The organism is Nocardioides marmorisolisilvae (genome assembly GCF_003725775.1).
Taxonomy (GTDB): Bacteria; Actinomycetota; Actinomycetes; order Propionibacteriales; family Nocardioidaceae; genus Marmoricola; species Marmoricola marmorisolisilvae.
The window spans coordinates 1,440,843-1,459,269 of the sequence record NZ_RJSG01000002.1 but is presented as its reverse complement, the minus strand read 5'-3'; the positions used below and the strand labels follow the sequence as shown (position 1 = coordinate 1,459,269).

Sequence of the window (18,427 nt, the reverse complement as noted above, 5' to 3'; positions counted from 1 at the left end):
AGGATCACCCGCACCGATCCGGTGGTGGCGCAGCGTCAGGTTGGGTTGGCCCAGGGGCTCGAGCAGCGCACAGCGGCGCAGGCGGCGCTCGCGAGCGGGGTGATCTCGGCTGAGCACGCTGCGGTGATCGTGGCGGCCGACCGCCAGCTCCCCACGGGGGTGACCGCTTCGCAGCGGGAGGTGGTCGAGCAGTCGCTGGTGGAGAAAGCACAGGAGCTCTCGCCAGCGATGTTGCGGCGTGCGGCTCGGCGGGCGCTCGAAGCGGTCGAACCCGACGTGAGCGTCGTGGACGCGCACGAGAACGAGCTCGTGGTGAACGAGGAGGACCGCGCGCGTTCGAAGACGCGGTTGACGTTGCACGAGAACGGTGACGGGACCGTCACCGGGCACTTCACCGTCCCGAGCGCGCAGGGGATGTTGTTGAAGAAGATCATCGACACCATCACAGCACCGCGCCGTGGACGTCTCGGTGCTGCGCAAGCCCAGGTCGGGGAGCGGGAGTGTCGCACCGATTGGGACCGGGCCCGTGGTGAGGCGCTGGTGGAGCTGATCGAGCACCTCCCGGTCGATCACCTGCACCCCCGGAGTGCTGCCACCGTGGTGATCACCCTGTCCGAGGACGTGCTGCGCGGGGCCTTGAGGGCTGCCGGGTTGGACACCGGCGAGATGTTGAGTGCTGGCGAGGTCCGCCGGCTGGCATGCACCGCTCACCTGATCCCCGTGGTGCTCAACGGCAAGGGCAACCCGGTCGACCTCGGCAGGTCAGCCCGGTTGTTCAGCGAAGCCCAACGTGTTGCACTCGGCCTGGTTCATCAGACCTGCGCCGCGGATGGTTGCGACCGACCGTACGCGTGGTGCGAGCTGCACCACCTGCACGAGTGGGCACTCGGCGGACGCACCGATCTGGCCAACGCGGTCCCGCTGTGCCACTTCCACCACCAACGCATCCACGACCATCGCTACCAACACACCCGCACCAGAAGCGGATCGATCCTCTTCACCAGGCGGACGTGAGGGGTGTGCTGATGGAGAACGTCCTGGTTCGATCAGGCCCGAGCGGCCGCGCTCACCTTCAGGCGGCTCGCCCGGCGACCCGCGGTGGTGTCGACCGCCTCGAGGAAGGTCGGTACGAAGTTCTTGGCGTCCAGCACGCAACCGGCGTGGCCGCAGTCCGCCGTGTGCACGGTCGCCCCGGGGATGGTTGCGGCGATGACCCGCTGACGCTCGGGGGAGAGCACCTTGTCCTTCGTGGTGACCACGACGGCGGTCGGGATGTCGATCTGGTGAAGCCAGGGCGTGGAGTGGTGCCGGCCCAGCGAGGCGACCGCCTGGGCGACGGCCCACGAGCTGGTGCTGCGCCACTCGTTCAGCGCCCACTGGTGGGTGTCGGTCGGGTCGAGCAGGGCCTCGGTGGCGGCCTTCGCGGCGACGTTGATCGACTTGGAGCGCGACAGGGTGCGGAAGGCGCCCATCCCGAGCTCCATGGTCTGGTGGAAGACGCGCTCGCTGCCGGTGGTCCGGAAGTGGTCGGTGGTGGCGGCCAGCACCAGTCCGCCGAACCGCTGGGGGTGCTGGCGCCAGCAGCGCTGGGCGACGATCGAGCCCATCGAGTAGCCGGCGACGATCGGCTGGACCAGATCCAGCACGTTCGCCACCGCAGCGACGTCGTCGGCGCAGTCGCGGATCGAGAAGTGCTCGGACATGATTCCGCGCCCGTGCCAGCGCTGGTCGAAGATCACGACCCGGTACTTGGCGCTCAGCTGCTCGATCACCGGGAACCAGGTCAGCAGACCGGTGCACCCCACGGCGTGCAGCAGGATCACGGCCGGCGCGTCCGGCGTCGGGCCCGGAATGTCGGTCAGCCAGGTGCGCCCCCGGCCCGGCAGGTCCAGCCAGCGGCCCTTGGGGACGACCACCTCAGGGACGTCGACCATCTCGCGCAGCAGGTTCGGCAGGGAGGGGAGGGACAAGGGGAACGCCTATCTCGAGGGCCATCGTGATGGGTCTGACGCAACCGGTGGCTTCACGCTAGACTAGAACAGGTTCCATTTTCTGGCTTTAGGAGCACGTGAGGCTGTGTCTGATCAGAAGCGCGAAGTGCGCGAGGAGATCCGCTCGGTGGTCACCGACGTCCTGGACAAGGGCGGCGCCACCTGGCAGGCCCTGGCGGAGGCCGGCCTGCTCGGCCTGGCAGCCCCGGAGGCGCATGGCGGTGAGGGCCTCGGCCTCGAGGAGGTCGGCGTGCTGCTGCACGAGGTCGGCGCCCGCGCGCTCGACCTGCCGGTGCTCGAGACGCTGGCCTGCGGCCTGCTGACGATCGCGGCCACCGCACCCGAGGACATCCAGGCTGACCTGGTCCCGCGGATCGTCGCCGGCACCCTGACGCTCGCTCCGGCGCTGAACGAGCCCGGCAACGCCCTGCCGAAGAGCCCGGCCACCACGCTGCGCGACGACAAGGTCTCCGGTCACAAGATCGACGTCACCCTGCTCGACGGCGACGAGCTGCTGCTGGTCTCGACCGACGGTGGTGTCGCTCTCGTCGACCCGAACGGCCCGGGTGTCACGGCGACCGCGAACTACGCCTCCCGCAGCATCCCGGTGGCCACCGTCCGCGGTGTCACGACGGGCTACGTCTTCGACGAGGCTCCCGCTGTTGCGGTGCTCCCCGAGCCTGCCTCGCAGGTGCTGCGCGAGCACGCCGCGGCTGGCCTGCTGCTGCTCGGTGACGGCCTGGTCGCCGGCGCGCTGGACCTGACGGCCGGCTACATCAAGGAACGCATCCAGTTCGGCCGCAAGCTCGCCGAGTTCCAGGCGGTGGCCGTCCAGATCGCCGACGTCTTCGTGGTCGCCCGCATGGTCGCGCTCGCCGCCGAGGAGGCTGCTCGCCGGGTCGGCGCGGGTGAACCTGCTGCCGAGGACCTCGCCGTCGGTGCCGCCTGGTTCACCGACCGGGTGCCGACGGCGCTCCAGACCTGCCACCACCTGCACGGCGGCATGGGGGTCGACGAGACGTACCCGCTGCACCTGTACTTCTCCCGGGTCAAGGACATCGCGCGCCAGCTCGGCGGCAAGGTTGCCACCCTCGCGCAGGTCTCGATCGACGACGGCGAGGGCAAGGGGCTCGAGCTCAGCGAGTCGCAGCGCGCCTTCAAGGACGAGGTCCGGGCCTACTTCTCCACGCTGGTGAGCGCGGAGGACAAGCTCGAGATGATGGAGAACCGGCACGGGCCGGCGTACCACCGCAACATCAAGCAGATGGGCTCGGACGGCTGGATGGGCGTCGGCTGGCCGGTCGAGTACGGCGGCAAGGGGCTCGGCGAGACCGAGCAGCAGATCTTCGCCAACGAGGCGGCGTACGGCGACATCCACCTGCCGTCCGTGACGCTGCAGACGGTCGGCCCGACGCTCCAGGCGTTCGGCACCGACAAGCAGAAGGACCTGTTCCTCAACAAGATTCTCGCCGGCGACGTGCACTTCGCGATCGGCTACTCCGAGGCCGACGCCGGCACCGACCTCGCCTCGCTGCGCTGCAGCGCCAAGAAGGACGCCAACGGCGACTGGGTCGTCAACGGCCAGAAGATGTGGACCACCGGCGGGCACGCGGCCGACTACATCTGGCTGGCCGTGCGCACCGACCCGGACGCCCCGAAGCACAAGGGCATCTCGGTGCTGATCGTCGACACCAAGGACCCGGGCTACTCCTGGACGCCGATCATCACCTGCGACGGCTCGCACCACGTGAACGCGACGTACTACAACGACGTCCGGGTGCCCGCCGACATGCTGGTCGGTGTCGAGAACGAGGGCTGGCGGCTGATCACCACCCAGCTCAACCACGAGCGGATCATGCTCGGACCGGCCGGTCGCCTCGAAGGTCTGCGTGACGAGGTCGCCGCCTGGGCGCGCGACCGCAAGGCCCCCGACGGGACGCCGCTCCTCGAGGTGCCGGCCGTGCGCGACACCCTGGCGCGGGTGACGGTCTCGTTCCGGGTCAACGAGCTGCTCAACTGGCAGGTGGCCGGCGGTGGGCACGACGACCCGAAGCAGGCGGTCGCGGACGCGTCCTCCTCGAAGGTGTTCGCCTCGGACGAGGTGCAGCGCCTCGGCCTGGCGCTGGAGGAGGTCGTCACCGCCTACGGTGACCCGGCCGACCCGGAGACCGCCACGCTGCTGCACTCGCTGGACGCGACCTCGAAGCGCAACCTCGTGCTCACCTTCGGTGGTGGCGTCAACGAGGTCCAGCGCGAGCTGATCGCCATGTTCGGCCTCAACCTCCCGAAGGTGCCCCGATGACCGACGACCTCCACGCGCAGATCATGGCCGAGGCGGAGCGGATCATCGCGCTCGGCGAGGCCTCGGAGTCGCAGGCGCCCTACCCGGTGAGCCAGGCGACGATCGGCCCGTGGCTGGACGCGATGGACTACCGCAACGACCGGTTCATCGACAACGAGGCACCGCCGTCGATGGCGCAGGTGTGGACGATGCCCGGTCTCGGTCGTCGTCGCCCGCCGGAGGACCCGTTGTCCCGGATGACCGAGTTCCTGACCGAGAAGGGCTACACCGCCGTTCTCGGCACCAACTGCGAGCAGACCTACGAGCGCTACCTGCGCATCGGCGAGCAGCTCCGGGTGACCAGCGCGCTGGACTCGGTGGCCGGTCCCAAGAACACCGCGATGGGCGAGGGCTACTTCGTCACCTCGCGCAACACCTGGTACGTCGGGGACGAGAAGGTCGCCACGATGCTGTTCCGGGTGCTCAAGTTCATCCCGCGCGACAAGGGAGAGACCGCATGAGCGTCGTCCGCCCGATGATGAACCGGGACTCGCAGTTCTTCTGGGACGGCACCGCCGCCGGAGAGCTGCGGATCCCGAAGTGCAACGCCTGCGGGACCCTCCGGTTCCCGCCCGGCCCGGCCTGCCAGGCCTGCGACGCCTACGACCGCGGCTACCAGGTCGCGGCCGGCACCGGCACGGTCTACTCGTACGTCGTGCACCGGCACCCGCCCGTGCCCGGCAAGGAGCTGCCGATCGTGATCGCGCTGGTCGATCTCGACGAGGGCGTCCGGATGGTCGGCGAGGTCGTCGGGGTCGACGACCTGGAGATCGGCGACCGGTTGCGCGTGGACTACAACCGCATCGACGACGACCTGACGCTCCCCGTCTGGAGACTCAGCAACGAGGAGGGGCGATGACCGCGCTCGAGGTAGGGCAGGTGCTGCCCGAGTGGAGCCTGCCGATGACGCCCACGACGATCGTCAGCACGGCCATCGCGACCCGGGACTGGCAGGACGTCCACCACGACCGTGACATCGCGCAGGCGGCCGGCTCGAAGGACATCTTCATGAACATCCTGACCAGCAACGGCCTGGTCGAGAAGTTCGTGGTCGACAGCCTCGGCCCGGACACCGAGCTCAAGGGCATCGCGATCCGCCTCGGAGCGCCGGCGCACCCCTACGACACCCTGACCTTCAGCGGCAGCGTGACCGAGATCGCGGACGGCATCGCCACGATCGCCGTGGTCGGCAAGGTCTCGCTCGGTGACCACGTCACCGGAACCGTGAAGGTGGTGGCCGCGTGAGCGCGCTCAGCGGCAAGGCCGCCATCGTCGGTATCGGCGCGACCGAGTTCTCCAAGGAGTCGGGTCGTTCCGAGCTCCAGCTCAGTGTCCAGGCGGTCCGTGCAGCGCTCGCCGACTGCGGATTGACCGCGGCCGACGTCGATGGGCTGACCACCTTCACGATGGACACCTCGTCGGAGATCGCGGTGGCCCGCGAGCTCGGGGTGCCGAGCCTGCGCTTCTTCAGCCGGATCAACTACGGCGGCGGCGCGGCGTGCGGCACGGTGCAACAGGCCGCGATGGCGGTCGCCACCGGTGTCGCGGACGTCGTGGTCTGCTACCGCGGCTTCAACGAGCGCTCGGAGAGCCGCTTCGGGCAGTTCAGCCTGTCGGCGGCCACCCAGGTGAACACCAACGGCCTCGACAACGCCTGGTCCTACCCGATGGGCCTCGGCACGCCGGCGGCCACGGTCGCGATGCAGGCCCGGCGCTACATGCACGAGTACGGCGCGACCTCGGAGGACTTCGGCGCGGTGGCCGTCGCCGACCGCCGCCACGCGGCGACGAACCCGAACGCGTTCTTCTACGGCAAGCCGATCACCCTGGAGGACCACCAGGCCTCACGGATGATCGTCGACCCGCTGCACCTGCTCGACTGCTGCCAGGAGAGCGACGGCGCGGTGGCGATCGTGGTGGTCTCGGCGGAGCGCGCCAAGGACCTGCCGCAGAAGCCGGCCTACATCACCGCGGCGGCCCAGGGCAGCGGCCGGGACCAGTACGTGATGACGTCCTACTACCGCGACGACATCGGCATCCCGGAGATGGGCGTGGTCGGCACCGAGCTCTGGCGCCAGTCGGGTCTCGGCCCGGACGACATGCGGATGGGCATCCTGTACGACCACTTCACGCCCTACGTGCTGATGCAGCTGGAGGAGCTCGGCTTCTGCAAGCCGGGTGAGGCCAAGGACTTCGTCAAGGACGGCGCCATCGAGGTCGACGGCCGGTTCCCGCTGAACACCCACGGGGGTCAACTCGGCGAGGCCTACATCCACGGGATGAACGGCATCGCCGAGGGAGTCCGGCAGATCCGGGGCACCTCGGTGAACCCGGTGGCTGACGTGCAGCACCTGGTCGTCACTGCCGGGACCGGCGTGCCGACCAGCGGGCTGATCCTCAGCGCCTGAATCGCTCAGGTCGGCCCGGCGCGCGCCGATAAGCGCAGACCAGCCACACGCTTGCGCGTGCCCGGGCACGGATGCCCGGACGGCTCGTTGCCACGGAAGGTGACACATGCCGCTGCTTGCCCGAAAGCCGCTCGCCCGTCTCGTCGTGACTTTCTTCGCCGCGCTGCTCGCGGTCCCGCTGCTTCTCGCGCACGCCGGGCAGCAGGGACGGGCTGAGCAGTGCACGGCTCCGGCCAAACCGATCAGGGTCGGGAACACGATCGCGTGCGCGCATGCGGACGAGGCGCCGCAGGGAGTGGACGTCACCGAACGACCGAGCACGACGGAGCTCCAGGACCGCGCCGGCGCCGGCGCGGCGGCGTACGCGGCGGCGCAGGACCTCGGTGTCCCGGCGACGTACGTGGCCACCACCGCCAGCAGCCCGAGCGTGACCTGCGACGGTGACGGCACCTCCGGCTACCGGGTCCAGGCGATGTACGTCGTGGAGGCCGACAAGACGAACCGCTACGACGCGTTGAAGAGCAGCTTCCAGCTCTGGGCCGCGGGAGTGGACGACGTGGTGAACCGCTCGGCCGCGTTGACCGGGGGCGTTCGGCACGTGCGCTACGTGACCGAGGCTGGAGGCGGCGGTTGTGTCGCGAAGGTGCTGAACGTGACGGTCCCGGCGGGCTCGATGGCCAGCTTCGGCGCCACCATCTCCGCGGTGCAGGCGCTCGGCTACAACGCGCCCGGACGCAAGTACCTGATGTGGACCGACGCCACGGCGCTGTGCGGGATCGCGTCGATGTACACCAACGACACCGCGAGCCAGGCGAACCCGAACAACGGGTCGTACCCGCAGTACGCCCGGATCGACTCCGGCTGCTGGGGCTTCGGCGACGGCAGCACCGGGCACTCGGTGGAGTCGCACGAGCTGCTGCACACCCTCGGTGGCGTGCAGAACACGGCGCCGCACGCCACGACCGCAGGTCACTGCTGGGACGAGTCCGACGCGATGTGCTACGCCGACGGGGGCGGGCACGCGATGGTGCAGGTGTGTCCGGCGGACCGCGAGTACTTCTACGACTGCAACGCGGATGACTACTTCTCGACCTACCCGGACCCGGGCAGCTACCTGGACACCCACTGGGACTCGGCTGACTCCAGGTTCCTGATCGGCGGCGGCGACGGGAGCGGCGGGGGTGACCCGGGCAGCCCCACCACGCTGGGGGCCAGCATCGCGGTCAACAACCCGGCGATCCCGGGTCTGGCGACCCAGGCCTCGGTCACGCCGTCGCTGCCGAACGGGCGGACGCTGACCTCGGTGGTGTGGACGTCCAAGCGGGCGGACTGCAGCTTCGGCGCGCCCACGCAGATCCAGACCTCGATCACGTGCGACGCGAAGTCGGCGACGGCTACCACGGTGACCGCGGTGCTCACCGACTCCACGGGGGCGACGAAGACGGTGACCAGTCCGCTGACGTTCGCGACCGGAACGCCGCGTGCGGTGACGCTCGCGATCGGTGGCGCGGGCCAGACCGGCGCCACTGCATCGGTGTGCACCGGAGCTGCGTTCCCGCTGCGGGCGACGCTGGTGGACACCGCCAGTGGCCAGCCGATCAAGGGCCTGGCGGTCGCGTTCACCAAGAAGCTCGAGACCGCGACCACCGAGGCTTCGGCCGGGGCGGCGACGAGCACGGTCGAGGGTGCCGCGGTGAGCAACCAGACGGCTACGGCCGTGACTCGGTACACCGCGAAGACGACGGCCAGCACCGTGTACGCCGCCGCTACGCCGGCCTCGGTCACCGCGACGCCGGGCAAGTGCTCGCCGGAGCTGCAGGCCGACACCGACAAGACCACGGTCTTCTACGGAGACCCGGTGACGGTGACCGGGACCCTGACCCGACAGGTCGGCGGCGCGGACGTCCCCGTTGCCGGCGCGAGCCTGCCGGTGAAGCTCACGACGGTCTCCGGGGCGACGACGAAGGTGACCTCCCTCGGCAACGCCGTGGTGGCTGCCGACGGCAGCTTCAGCCTGGCGGTCAAGCCGACCGCGAGCGGAAATTTTGGCGTCGAGCTCGTCGGCACCGCCGGCTACACGGCGACCAAGGTCGACCTGGGTGCTGTCACGGTCAACCTTCCGCAGACCGACTTCGACGCCGAGGTGGCGCCGAGCGACGTCGGCTACGGGAGTGGCGTCACAGTCAGCGGTGCGCTGAAGCGCGACGCGGGCGGCACGGTCACCTCGCTCACCGGAGCGACGGTCACGGTGAAGGTGAAGAAGGACGGCGCCACGACCGCCACGTCGGTCGGAACCGCCAAGGTCACCGCCGACGGCAGCTACTCGGTCGTGGTCCCGCTGAAGGTCAGCGGCGCGATGACAGCCTCGTACGCCGGCGCGGCGGGCCAGCCGGCCGCGAGCGTCGACCTGGGCGCGGTGACGGCCGGGACCTGGACGACTGCGGTGACGGCAGCAGCGTCAGCCGCCCACGTCGTCGTCGGAGGATCCGCGCTGCTCACCGGATCGGTGTCCAAGACGTACGGGGGAGCGACCAGCGCGGCCAACGCCATCAAGGTGACGGCGTACTTCACGCCGTCCGGGGGCAGCCCGGTGGCGGCCGGCAGTGCCACCACGACGGCCACGGGCACGTTCAGCATCAAGGTCCTGCCGAAGGCGAGCGGCACCTGGACGGTGAAGGTCACCGGCGTGGCCGGCTACGGCGAGGCGGCAAGCTCCCCGATGGCGGTGTCAGTCGGCTAGATCACCCGGTGAGGACTCGGGCGGGTAGACGCAGAACGCGTTGCCCTCGGGATCGGCGAGCACGGCCCACGGGACTTCCCCCGGGGAGATGTCGGCGCGGGTCGCGCCGAGGTCGAGCAGGCGCGCAACCTCAGCGTCCAGGTCGCCGTCGGCGAGCAGATCCAGGTGCAGACGGCTCTTGCCGACGTGCGGCCGGTCGGGAGGTCCGCCCCAGGTGATCTTCGGCCCACCGTCAGGGGACTGGATAGCCGTCTCCTCGTCCTGGTCCCAGACCAGGGGCCAGCCGAGGGCGGCGCTCCAGAAGTAGCCGACCTCGGGGCCGCCGTCGGAGGACAGCGCGCCGATCCGGGCGGTGCCCTCGAGGAACCGATTGTCGGGTTCGATCACGCAGAACTCGTTGCCCTCCGGGTCAGCGAGCACGACGTGGCCCTCGTCGCCGGTCTGGCCGACGTCGAGGTGGCTCGCGCCGAGGGCAAGTGCCTGCGCAACGACGCGCTGCTGGTGCTCGAGCGAGGTGGTGGTGGTGTCGAAGTGCGCCTGGTTCAGGCCGACCTTGGGGACGGAGGTCTGCTGGAACCGCAGGGTGAACCCGGGGTTCCTCGCCGAGCAGTGCGTGCCAGAACCGGGACAGCGCCGCAGGGTCGAGCGCGTCGATCGTGAGGGCCAGAATCCGAGAGGTCACCCTGCAGTCTCACCGCGGGACGACCCACCTGTCACGGGAGATCTTGCTGTCACCGGAGATCTTGCCGGCGTCAACCGTCCAAGCGGTCGTGGAAGAACTCGAGCACGCGCTGCACGCTCGGCTCGTCGCGGTCCTCGGTCAGCACTCCGTGCTTGCGGCCCGGCAGCTCAACGGCGACGAAGCCGTCACCGAGCTCGCGACGCAGGGTGTCGAACCGACCGCCCACCGCCGGGTCGCCGGAGTAGCGCAGTCCCAGGACCGGGCAGCCGGCGGCCACGCGAGCCTTCACGCTGTCCAGGTCGGCAGGGCTCAGGTTCAGGTCGCGACCCCGGGCCGGAGTGACGGCGAACGGCATCGACGGCTGGGACAGGACCGGGGCGACGACCGAGGGGTCGACCATCATGGCCAGGGCGAATCCGCCGGTGGCGCACATCCCGAGCGCACCGACACCGGGTCCGCCCAGCTCGGCGTGCAGGTCCGCTGCCAGGGCGCGCAGCCAGGTCGTGATCGGCGAGGTCGTGTTCAGTGCCAGATTGGCGAACTCCGAGGAGATGCAGACCCGGGCCACCGACTTGGCGACGGTCCAGACATTCATCGGGTCGCCAGGGGTGCCGAACAGGGACGGCATCACGACCGTGAAGCCCGAGTCGACCACGTCCTGGGCGAACTGCTGGACCGTCGGAGTGATCCCGGGGATCTCGTGGACGATCACCACGCCCGGCCCGGTGCCCTGCCGGAAGACCGGCAAGGTCTTGCCGTCGGCGGTGAAGGAGCTCTCGGACCATCCAGCGAGCCCGTTCACGGTCAGGCCTTCGTGACGACGCAGTCGGCGAGCACCGGAGCACCGTCGCGCTCCGAGCGCGACGAGGCGATGGTCGCCGAGACCAGGATCTCGGCCCCCTCGTCCCAGGCCTGCACCCGGATGGTCTCACCGGGGTAGACGACGCCGGAGAAGCGCGCCTCCATGCCGCCGACCGCTGCGGCGTCACCGCCGAGCAGCTCGTCGGTGACGGTGCGGAGCACGATCCCGTAGGAGCAGCGGCCGTGCAGGATCGGGGCCGGGAAGCCGGCCGCCTGGGCGAAGCCCGGGTCGGAGTGCAGCGGGTTGCGGTCGCCGCAGAGCCGGTAGAGCAGCGCCTGCTGCGGGGTCACGTCGTAGCTGGTGTCGGCGTCCGGCTTGCGGTCCGGCAGCTCGACGGTGCGCTGATTGCCGCGGTCGCCGCCCCAGCCGCCCTCACCCTTGATGAACATCGAGGAGCGGGTGGTCCAGAGCTTCTCGCCGGACTCGGAGACGGCGACGCCCTCCTGCCAGAGGACGACGGCCTTGCCCTTGTCCCAGATGTCGCTGATCCGGTCCGAGACGGTCGCGGTGCCCGAGGTCGGGATCGGCCGGTGGACGATGAACTCCTGGGCGCCGTGCACGACCTGGGCCAGGTTGATGTCGCAGCCCGGCAGGTCCAGCTTGGGCGGCTCGTCGTCGTGGAACGTCGGCGCCACGATCGCGAACGACGGCAGCACCTGGAGGTTCTCGTCGTCGTTGGTGTAGCGGAGCGCCTTGGCGTCCAGGTTGTCGCCCGGGCGCGAGCCCGCGCCGATACCGAGGTGGTAGAGCAGCACGTCGCTGCTGGTCCACGAGAAGGTCTTGGTGGCCAGCTCGGCACCCAGCGCGATGTCGGGATCGATGGGCATCAGGAAGCGTCCTTCGCAATATCCAGGGCCGCCAGGTACCCGAAGGTCATCGCCGGTCCGATGGTGGCGCCAGGGCCAGCGTAGGTGTTGCCCATCACCGCGGACGAGCAGTTGCCGGCGGCGTACAGGCCCTCGATCACCGAGCCGTCGGCGCGCAGCACCCGGGCCCGCTCGTCGGTGACCAGGCCGCCCTTGGTGCCGAGGTCGCCCGGGACGATCTTGACCGCGTAGAACGGGGCCTGGTCGATGGTGTGCAGCGACGGGTTCGGCTTCACCGTCGGGTCGGAGTAGTACTTGTCGTACGCGCTCTCGCCGCGGTGGAAGTCCTCGTCGACGCCGGTGCCGGCGAAGCCGTTGAAGCGCTCGATCGTCGCCTTCAACGCCTCGGCCGGAACGCCGATGGCCTCCGCGAGGCCCTCGATCGTGCCTGACTTGCAGATCACGCCCTCCTTGAGCCAACGGCCCGGGAACGGCTGGCGCGGGCCGAGGCCGGCGAAGAGGTACCGGTTGCGGTAGCGCTGGTCGATGATCATCCAGCTCGGCACGTGGGTGACGCCGGTGGCCTCGCCCTTGTAGATCTCGTGGGTGGCCTCGACGTAGGGGAGCGCCTCGTTCATGTAGCGCTTGCCGGCGGCGTTGACGATGATCGAGCCGGGCAGGTTGCGCTCGGCCAGGCAGAACCACGGGCCGTTGGGGAGCGGGATCGTCGGGCCCCACCAGGCGTCGTCCATCAGGTCGATCTCGGCGCCGGCGGCGATGCCGGCCAGGATTCCGCCGCCCTGGTTGCTCGGCGCGCCGGTCGTCCAGTCGACCGAGGTCGGCTGCGGCTGGTACTTCTCGCGCATCTCCAGGTTCTTCTCGAACCCGCCGCTGCCCAGGATCACGCCGCGCTTCGCGCGAATCTCGTGAGGTGCTCCGTCGCGCAGCACCTTCACCCCGACCACGCGGCCGTTCTCGATGATCAGGTCGGTCAGCTCGGTCTCGTACTCGACCGGGACGCCGGCGTCCTGGACGCCCTTGCGCAGGCCGATCGCGATGGCGTTGCCCATCGCGAACATCTTCTTGCCGAGCAGCAGCGTCAGCAGCCGCATCAGGGTCGCGCGGATCAGGGTCAGCGGGCCCTTGAGGGTGCGCATGCCCAGGCTGATCTTCCGGAAGTCGGCCTGGGTGATGATCATGTTGGCCGGCGCCTTGCCGTACGGCGGGTGCAGGTGCTTGAGCTCGTCGCCGAGGAAGCGGGCGTCCAGCGGGATCGGCTCGACGGTGCGGCCGCGCGGGCGGCCACCGGGGGCCTCGGGCAGGTAGTCGGCGTACTCCGGCACCCACTTGAAGCGGACCGGGGTGTTCTCCTTGAGGAAGTCCATCAGCTCCGGACCGCGGTCCAGGTAGGTCTCCCGGCGGATCGCGGGCACCTTGTCGCCGACGATCGACTCCAGGTACAGGCGGGAGGCTTCCTCGTCGCCCGGGTCGACCTCGCCGGCGGCCTTGATCGCGTAGTTGCCCGGGATCCAGACGCCGCCACCGCTGCGTGCGGTGGAGCCGCCGAACCAGGGGGACTTCTCGATCAGGACGGTGTCGAGCCCGTTGCGGGCTGCGGCGATGGCGGCCGTCATCCCGGCGCCACCGGCACCGACGACGACCACGTCACAGGAGGCCTTCATGGCACAAAACTGTAACAGGTTCTATTATCGGTGTCGTGACCACTCAGGAAGCGATCGAGGCGGCGGTGACCCGGCTCGCAGAGGCCCAGCAGAGCGGGGTTCCGTGCGAGCCGGTGAGGGATCTGATCGGCACCGACGACCTGCCCGCGGCGTACGCCGTGCAGCAAGGTCTGGTGCAGGCACGGCTGGCGGCCGGAGCCGTCGTCGTCGGCCGCAAGATCGGCGCGACGAGCAAGGCCGTGCAGGACCAGCTCGGGGTCGACCAGCCCGACTTCGGCTACCTGCTCGACGAGATGGACGTCAGTGCCGCGGCGCAGCCCGGCGGCGCGCCGATCTCGATGGCGTCGCTGCTGCAGCCGCGCGTCGAGGCCGAGGTCGCGTTCCGTCTCGGCAAGGACCTGGACCTGCCCGAGGACGAGATCACGCTGGACGCGGTCCGCGACGCGGTTGCGGTGGCGATCCCGTCGCTGGAGATCGTCGACTCGCGCATCGCCGGCTGGCAGATCAAGTTCACCGACACCGTCGCGGACTGCGCCTCCAGCGCACTGTTCGTGGTGGGCACCGACGAGAAGACGCTCGACGAGATCAACCCGATCGACGTCGAGATGAGCCTGACCATCAACGGCGAGGTGAAGTCGTCCGGCAACGGCGCGGCCTGCCTCGGCGACCCGCTGGAGGCGCTGCGCTGGCTCGCCGTCCAGTCCGCCCGCTTCGGCGACCCGCTGCGTGCGGGCCAGCTGATCCTGTCCGGGGCCCTCGGCCCGTTCGTACCCTTCGCCGCGGGAGATGATGTCGTGGCGACCATCAGCGGGTTCGCCCCGCTCAGCGTGAAGTTCGGGAGTTGAGAATGGCAAAGCTGACCGCAGCCATCGTCGGGCCGGGGAACATCGGCACCGACCTGATGTACAAGCTGCTCCGCAGCGACGTCATCGAGCCACGCTGGATGGTGGGCGTCGACCCGACCAGCCCGGGCCTCGAGCGCGCGCGCAAGGAGGGCCTCGAGGCGACCGCAGAGGGGGTGGACTGGCTGCTCAAGCAGGACGAGCTGCCGGACTTCATCTTCGAGGCGACCAGCGCCTACGTGCACCGCGAGTACGCGCCCCGGTACGCCGAGGCGGGCATCAAGGCGGTCGACCTGACCCCGGCCGCCGTCGGTCCGGCCTGCATCCCGGCGGTGAACGGCAACGAGCACGCGGGTGCCGAGAACGTCAACATGATCACCTGCGGCGGCCAGGCCACCATCCCGATGGTGGCCGCGGTCTCGCGGGTCACGCCGGTCTCCTACGCGGAGATCGTGGCCTCGGTGGCCTCGCTGTCCGCCGGCCCCGGCACCCGCCAGAACATCGACGAGTTCACCCGGACCACCGCGGCCGGCGTGGAGACGATCGGGGGCGCCGCGCAGGGCAAGGCGATCATCATCCTGAACCCGGCCGAGCCGCCGATGATCATGCGCGACACGATCTTCTGCGCGGTGGCTGCCGACGCCGACCGCGACGCGATCACGAAGTCGGTCCACGACATGGTCACGGCCGTGCAGGACTACGTGCCCGGTTACCGGTTGCTGCAGGAACCTCAGTTCGACGACCCGTCGGTGGCCACGCGTGGCGCCACGAAGGTCTCCGTCTTCATCGAGGTCGAGGGCGCCGGCGACTTCCTGCCGCCGTACTCGGGCAACCTCGACATCATGACCGCCGCCGCGACACGCGCCGGCGAGGGAATGGCGCGCGCGATCCTGAACGGGAGCAACTGACATGACGATCAGCGGAGCACCGGAGCTCAACCAGCTCACCCGCACCTGGCGGGACACCGACCCGACGTCCGACCTGGACATCCGGCTCACCGACACCTGCCTGCGCGACGGCTCGCACCACAAGCGTCACCAGTTCACCGCCGAGGAGGTGCGCTCGATCATCGGCGCCCTCGACGAGGCGGGCGTGCCGGTCCTCGAGGTCACCCACGGTGACGGACTCGGCGGGTCGAGCTTCAACTACGGGTTCTCGCACACCCCGGAGCAGGAGCTCATCAAGATCGCGGCCGAGACCGCGAAGCAGGCGAAGATCGCCTTCCTGATGCTGCCCGGCGTCGGCACCAAGGACGACATCCGCGAGGCGCAGGGCAACGGCGGTTCGATCTGCCGGATCGCCACCCACTGCACCGAGGCCGACGTCTCCGAGCAGCACTTCCGGCTGGCGCGCGAACTCGGCCTGGAGACGGTCGGCTTCCTGATGATGAGCCACACCCAGCCGCCGGAGGTCCTGGCCAAGCAGGCCCGGATCATGGTCGACAGCGGCTGCCAGTGCGTCTACGTCGTGGACTCGGCCGGCGCGCTGATCCTCGAGGGCGTCTCGGACCGGGTCGCCGCGGTGGTCGCCGAGATCGGCCACGAGGCCACGGTCGGCTTCCACGGTCACGAGAACCTCGACCTCGGCGCGGGCAACACGGTGATGGCGGTCCGCGCGGGCGCCACCCAGATCGACGGCTCGGTACGGCGCTTCGGTGCCGGTGCCGGCAACACGCCGCTGGACGCGTTCGTCGGCATCTGCGACAAGCTCGGCTGGAAGACCGGTGTCGACTTCCTCAAGATCATCAACGCCTCCGAGGACGTGGTCCGCCCGGCGATGCCGGAGGAGTGCCGCCTGGACCGGATGACGATGATGATGGGCTACGCGGGGGTCTACTCCAGCTTCCTCAAGCACGCGGGCAACGCGGCCGAGCGCTACGGCGTCTCCGGCGCGGAGATCCTCGCCGAGGCCGGCCGGCGCAAGCTGATCGGCGGCCAGGAGGACCAGCTGATCGACATCGCGCTGAAGCTCAAGGAGCAGCAGGGCTGAGGGCCCGCTCGCGCACACCAGAAGGCCCCGCACCCGTTTCCGGGTGCGGGGCCTTCTGCCCCCAGATCAGATCGCGGCCCCAGTCGCGGTCTGCTGACGACGGCGTCGGGCGACCGCCGCCAGGATCAGGGCGCCGGCACCGGCGCCACCGAGGACGAACAGCAGCGGGTTGATGCCGCCGTCCTCGTTCGCGGACGGGGCGAGCACCTCGCCGCGGTCAAGCTGGTCAGCCGCGGACGGCTTGGACGAGTCCAGCGCCGGGACGACGGTCGGCTTGGCGGTCGGGGCGGCCTCGTCCGGCAGGTCGCACCCGGTGAAGCAGCCCTGGTCGAGCGGCGCGTTGTGGGCCGGGTCGTCCTCGGGGTCCAGCGCGACGAGCGGGCCGCCGTTGGTGACCTCCTGGTCCGGGGCCGGCGCGATGTCCTTCGGGCCCTCGGGGCCCTGGTTCCCGCCACAGCCGTGGGTGCACTTGGGCGGGTTCACGACGTCCTTCGGGCCGGACGGGACCGGCTTGGGCTGCGGCTTCGGGTCCACGACCGGGCCCGGCTGCACGGTGCCCAGGTTGCCCGGGCCGCTGGGGATGCCGTCGGCGTGGGCCGGGGCGGTGATGCTCATTCCGGCGACGGCGACGCCGGCGGCGAGGATCAGGCTCTTGATGCTGCGGTTCATGTCTACTCCTTGGTCTGGTGCGGCCTCCGCGGCGCGCTGTCAGGGGTAGGAGCAGGTGGGGGACGGAACCTTGCAGGTTTCTCGAGAACTTTTTTCGCAGACGCCGTCTGAGCGTGAACCCGGGGCTGAATGTGGCAAATGTCGGGAGCGGCGGCGCAGATCTCTGTTGCTTCCCGGGGGTCGTGGACGGAAAGGTAGAACGTGTTCTAGTATTGGTTCTAGTTGCACCCCAACGACGAGGAGAAGTCATGAGCCAGGCAGTTCTCGACGGCGTCCGTGACCTGCTGCCCACGCTGCGCGAGCGGGCAGACGAGGCGGAGCGGCTGCGTGTGGTCCCGGAGGCCTCCATCAAGGAGATCGCCGAGACGGGCTTCTTCAAGCTCCTGCAGCCCACCCGGTACGGCGGCCTGGAGTCGAGCCCGATCGACTTCTACGAGGGCGTCCGCCTGATCGCCGGCGCGTGCGGCTCGACCGGCTGGGTCTCCAGCGTGGTCGGCGTGCACCCCTGGCAGGTCGCGCTGTTCGCCGACGAGGCGCAGCAGGCCGTGTGGGGCAACGACCCGAACGTGCGGCTGTCCTCCTCCTACGCGCCGACCGGCAAGGCGACCCTGACCGAGGGCGGCTTCCGCCTCTCCGGCAAGTGGAGCTTCTCCTCGGGCTGCGACCACTGCCAGTGGGTCCTGCTCGGCGGTCTGGTGTTCAACGAGGACGGCAACGTCGTCGACTTCCGGACGTTCATGATCCCGCGGAGCGACTACCAGATCATCGACGTCTGGCACATGGTCGGTCTGGCCGGCACCGGCTCGAACGACATCGTCGTCGACGACGTCTTCGTCCCGGAGGCGTTCACTCTGTCGATGGGCGAGACCGGGCAGTGCAAGGGCCCGGGTCAGGCCGTCAACACCTCGAACCTGTACAAGCTGCCGTTCCACTCGGTCTTCACCACCACGATCTGCACCCCGATCATCGGCATGGCCTACGGCGCCTACGAGGAGCACGTGGACATGCAGCAGAAGCGGGTCCGCGCGGCGTACCTGGGGGAGAAGGCCTCGCTCGACCCGTTCGCGGCGGTCCGCATCGCCCGCGCCTCCAGCGACATCGACGCCGCCTGGGCGCTCGCGATGAACAACATCCGCGAGGAGATGGCGCTGGTCGAGAAGGGTGAGGAGATCCCGCTGGGCCTGCGCCTGAAGGTCCGCCGCGACCAGGTGCTCGGGACCCAGCGCGCGATCGACGCGATCGACGCCCTCTTCGAGGCCTCCGGCGGCCGCGCGCTCGCCAACGGCACCTACCTGCAGCGGGCCTGGCGCGACGCCCACGCCGGTCGCGTGCACGCCGCCAACGACCCCGAGCGGGCGCTGCAGATGTACGGCGCCCACGAGTTCGGTCACAAGGTCGACCCGGGGATGTACTGA

At 70.0% G+C, this 18,427-nt stretch carries 17 protein-coding genes and 1 pseudogene; 11 read left to right on the top strand and 7 right to left on the bottom strand.

From position 1 onward, the window contains the following. On the top strand, positions 1 to 1,014 hold a 1,014-nt coding region (locus EFL95_RS11175; protein ID WP_221176369.1), incomplete at its 5' end, for an HNH endonuclease signature motif containing protein. Between the two features lie 32 nt (positions 1,015 to 1,046). Here the strand turns inward: EFL95_RS11175 and EFL95_RS11170 are convergent. Further along, positions 1,047 to 1,970 (bottom strand): alpha/beta fold hydrolase, encoded by a 924-nt coding sequence (locus tag EFL95_RS11170; protein WP_246004907.1) that lies wholly within the window; start codon positions 1,968 to 1,970, stop codon positions 1,047 to 1,049. A gap of 106 nt (positions 1,971 to 2,076) precedes the next feature. On the opposite strand from EFL95_RS11170, the gene EFL95_RS11165 reads away from it, so the two are divergent. The 6 genes from EFL95_RS11165 (at position 2,077) to EFL95_RS11145 (ending at position 9,480) form a co-directional block, all read left to right on the top strand. Further along, positions 2,077 to 4,293, top strand: a complete 2,217-nt coding sequence (locus tag EFL95_RS11165; RefSeq protein ID WP_246004906.1) for an acyl-CoA dehydrogenase family protein — start codon at positions 2,077 to 2,079, stop codon at positions 4,291 to 4,293. Next, positions 4,290 to 4,793 (top strand): FAS1-like dehydratase domain-containing protein, encoded by a 504-nt coding sequence (locus tag EFL95_RS19730; RefSeq protein ID WP_221176368.1) that lies wholly within the window; start codon positions 4,290 to 4,292, stop codon positions 4,791 to 4,793. Before EFL95_RS11165 ends, EFL95_RS19730 begins: the two co-directional genes overlap by 4 nt. After that, the gene (locus EFL95_RS19725; RefSeq protein ID WP_246004905.1) at positions 4,790 to 5,191 is read left to right on the top strand and encodes a Zn-ribbon domain-containing OB-fold protein; all 402 of its coding nucleotides are present in this window, start codon (positions 4,790 to 4,792) and stop codon (positions 5,189 to 5,191) included. Before EFL95_RS19730 ends, EFL95_RS19725 begins: the two co-directional genes overlap by 4 nt. Further along, on the top strand, positions 5,188 to 5,577 hold the full coding sequence (locus EFL95_RS11155; RefSeq protein ID WP_123234033.1) for a MaoC family dehydratase: 390 nt from the start codon (positions 5,188 to 5,190) through the stop codon (positions 5,575 to 5,577). Before EFL95_RS19725 ends, EFL95_RS11155 begins: the two co-directional genes overlap by 4 nt. Beyond that, entirely contained in the window at positions 5,574 to 6,740 is a 1,167-nt protein-coding gene (locus tag EFL95_RS11150) for a lipid-transfer protein (RefSeq protein WP_123234032.1), read from the top strand. The genes EFL95_RS11155 and EFL95_RS11150 overlap by 4 nt, the downstream gene beginning before the upstream one ends. Positions 6,741 to 6,846: 106 nt before the next feature. Then, positions 6,847 to 9,480 carry a hypothetical protein gene (locus EFL95_RS11145; RefSeq protein WP_123234031.1) on the top strand — a complete coding sequence of 878 codons (2,634 nt, stop codon included), beginning with the start codon at positions 6,847 to 6,849 and terminating at the stop codon, positions 9,478 to 9,480. On the opposite strand, the gene EFL95_RS19535 is transcribed toward EFL95_RS11145, so the two are convergent. The 5 genes and pseudogenes from EFL95_RS19535 to kstD all read right to left on the bottom strand — a co-directional run bounded on the left by EFL95_RS19535 (position 9,469) and on the right by kstD (position 13,512). Beyond that, the gene (locus EFL95_RS19535; protein ID WP_246004904.1) at positions 9,469 to 9,900 is read right to left on the bottom strand and encodes a VOC family protein; all 432 of its coding nucleotides are present in this window, start codon (positions 9,898 to 9,900) and stop codon (positions 9,469 to 9,471) included. The genes EFL95_RS11145 and EFL95_RS19535 overlap by 12 nt on opposite strands. 21 nt (positions 9,901 to 9,921) lie before the next feature. Continuing rightward, positions 9,922 to 10,026 (bottom strand): annotated as a pseudogene (locus EFL95_RS19910) (VOC family protein); the annotation flags it as partial. Between the two features lie 206 nt (positions 10,027 to 10,232). Continuing rightward, entirely contained in the window at positions 10,233 to 10,964 is a 732-nt protein-coding gene (locus EFL95_RS11135) for a dienelactone hydrolase family protein (protein ID WP_246004903.1), read from the bottom strand. 2 nt (positions 10,965 to 10,966) lie between these two features. After that, positions 10,967 to 11,851 (bottom strand): MaoC/PaaZ C-terminal domain-containing protein, encoded by an 885-nt coding sequence (locus EFL95_RS11130; RefSeq protein ID WP_123234029.1) that lies wholly within the window; start codon positions 11,849 to 11,851, stop codon positions 10,967 to 10,969. Further along, complete coding sequence (kstD, locus tag EFL95_RS11125) at positions 11,851 to 13,512, bottom strand: 3-oxosteroid 1-dehydrogenase (protein WP_123234028.1); 1,662 nt, start codon at positions 13,510 to 13,512, stop codon at positions 11,851 to 11,853. The genes EFL95_RS11130 and kstD overlap by 1 nt, the downstream gene beginning before the upstream one ends. 35 nt (positions 13,513 to 13,547) lie before the next feature. On the opposite strand from kstD, the gene EFL95_RS11120 reads away from it, so the two are divergent. Genes EFL95_RS11120 through dmpG form a run of 3 tightly spaced genes read left to right on the top strand, consistent with a single transcriptional unit; the run spans position 13,548 to position 16,343 of the window. Next, positions 13,548 to 14,357, top strand: a complete 810-nt coding sequence (locus EFL95_RS11120) for a 2-keto-4-pentenoate hydratase (protein ID WP_123234027.1) — start codon at positions 13,548 to 13,550, stop codon at positions 14,355 to 14,357. A gap of 2 nt (positions 14,358 to 14,359) precedes the next feature. Beyond that, complete coding sequence (locus EFL95_RS11115) at positions 14,360 to 15,262, top strand: acetaldehyde dehydrogenase (acetylating) (RefSeq protein WP_123234026.1); 903 nt, start codon at positions 14,360 to 14,362, stop codon at positions 15,260 to 15,262. Between the two features lies 1 nt (position 15,263). Beyond that, complete coding sequence (gene dmpG / locus EFL95_RS11110; RefSeq protein WP_123234025.1) at positions 15,264 to 16,343, top strand: 4-hydroxy-2-oxovalerate aldolase; 1,080 nt, start codon at positions 15,264 to 15,266, stop codon at positions 16,341 to 16,343. Between the two features lie 66 nt (positions 16,344 to 16,409). On the opposite strand, the gene EFL95_RS11105 is transcribed toward dmpG, so the two are convergent. Beyond that, positions 16,410 to 17,012 carry a hypothetical protein gene (locus tag EFL95_RS11105; protein ID WP_123234024.1) on the bottom strand — a complete coding sequence of 201 codons (603 nt, stop codon included), beginning with the start codon at positions 17,010 to 17,012 and terminating at the stop codon, positions 16,410 to 16,412. Positions 17,013 to 17,260: 248 nt separating this feature from the next. On the opposite strand from EFL95_RS11105, the gene hsaA reads away from it, so the two are divergent. Continuing rightward, positions 17,261 to 18,427 (top strand): 3-hydroxy-9,10-secoandrosta-1,3,5(10)-triene-9,17-dione monooxygenase oxygenase subunit, encoded by a 1,167-nt coding sequence (hsaA, locus tag EFL95_RS11100; protein ID WP_123234023.1) that lies wholly within the window; start codon positions 17,261 to 17,263, stop codon positions 18,425 to 18,427.

Bases quoted from the DNA above. Each gene is read 5' to 3' on its own strand.
- kstD (WP_123234028.1), bottom strand. From the start codon at position 13,512: ATGAAGGCCTCCTGTGACGTGGTCGTCGTCGGTGCCGGTGGCGCCGGG.
- EFL95_RS11155 (WP_123234033.1), top strand. From the start codon at position 5,188: ATGACCGCGCTCGAGGTAGGGCAGGTGCTGCCCGAGTGGAGCCTGCCG.
- dmpG (WP_123234025.1), top strand. From the start codon at position 15,264: ATGACGATCAGCGGAGCACCGGAGCTCAACCAGCTCACCCGCACCTGG.
- EFL95_RS11130 (WP_123234029.1), bottom strand. From the start codon at position 11,851: ATGCCCATCGATCCCGACATCGCGCTGGGTGCCGAGCTGGCCACCAAG.
- EFL95_RS11105 (WP_123234024.1), bottom strand. From the start codon at position 17,012: ATGAACCGCAGCATCAAGAGCCTGATCCTCGCCGCCGGCGTCGCCGTC.
- EFL95_RS11115 (WP_123234026.1), top strand. From the start codon at position 14,360: ATGGCAAAGCTGACCGCAGCCATCGTCGGGCCGGGGAACATCGGCACC.
- EFL95_RS11145 (WP_123234031.1), top strand. From the start codon at position 6,847: ATGCCGCTGCTTGCCCGAAAGCCGCTCGCCCGTCTCGTCGTGACTTTC.
- EFL95_RS19725 (WP_246004905.1), top strand. From the start codon at position 4,790: ATGAGCGTCGTCCGCCCGATGATGAACCGGGACTCGCAGTTCTTCTGG.
- hsaA (WP_123234023.1), top strand. From the start codon at position 17,261: ATGAGCCAGGCAGTTCTCGACGGCGTCCGTGACCTGCTGCCCACGCTG.
- EFL95_RS19730 (WP_221176368.1), top strand. From the start codon at position 4,290: ATGACCGACGACCTCCACGCGCAGATCATGGCCGAGGCGGAGCGGATC.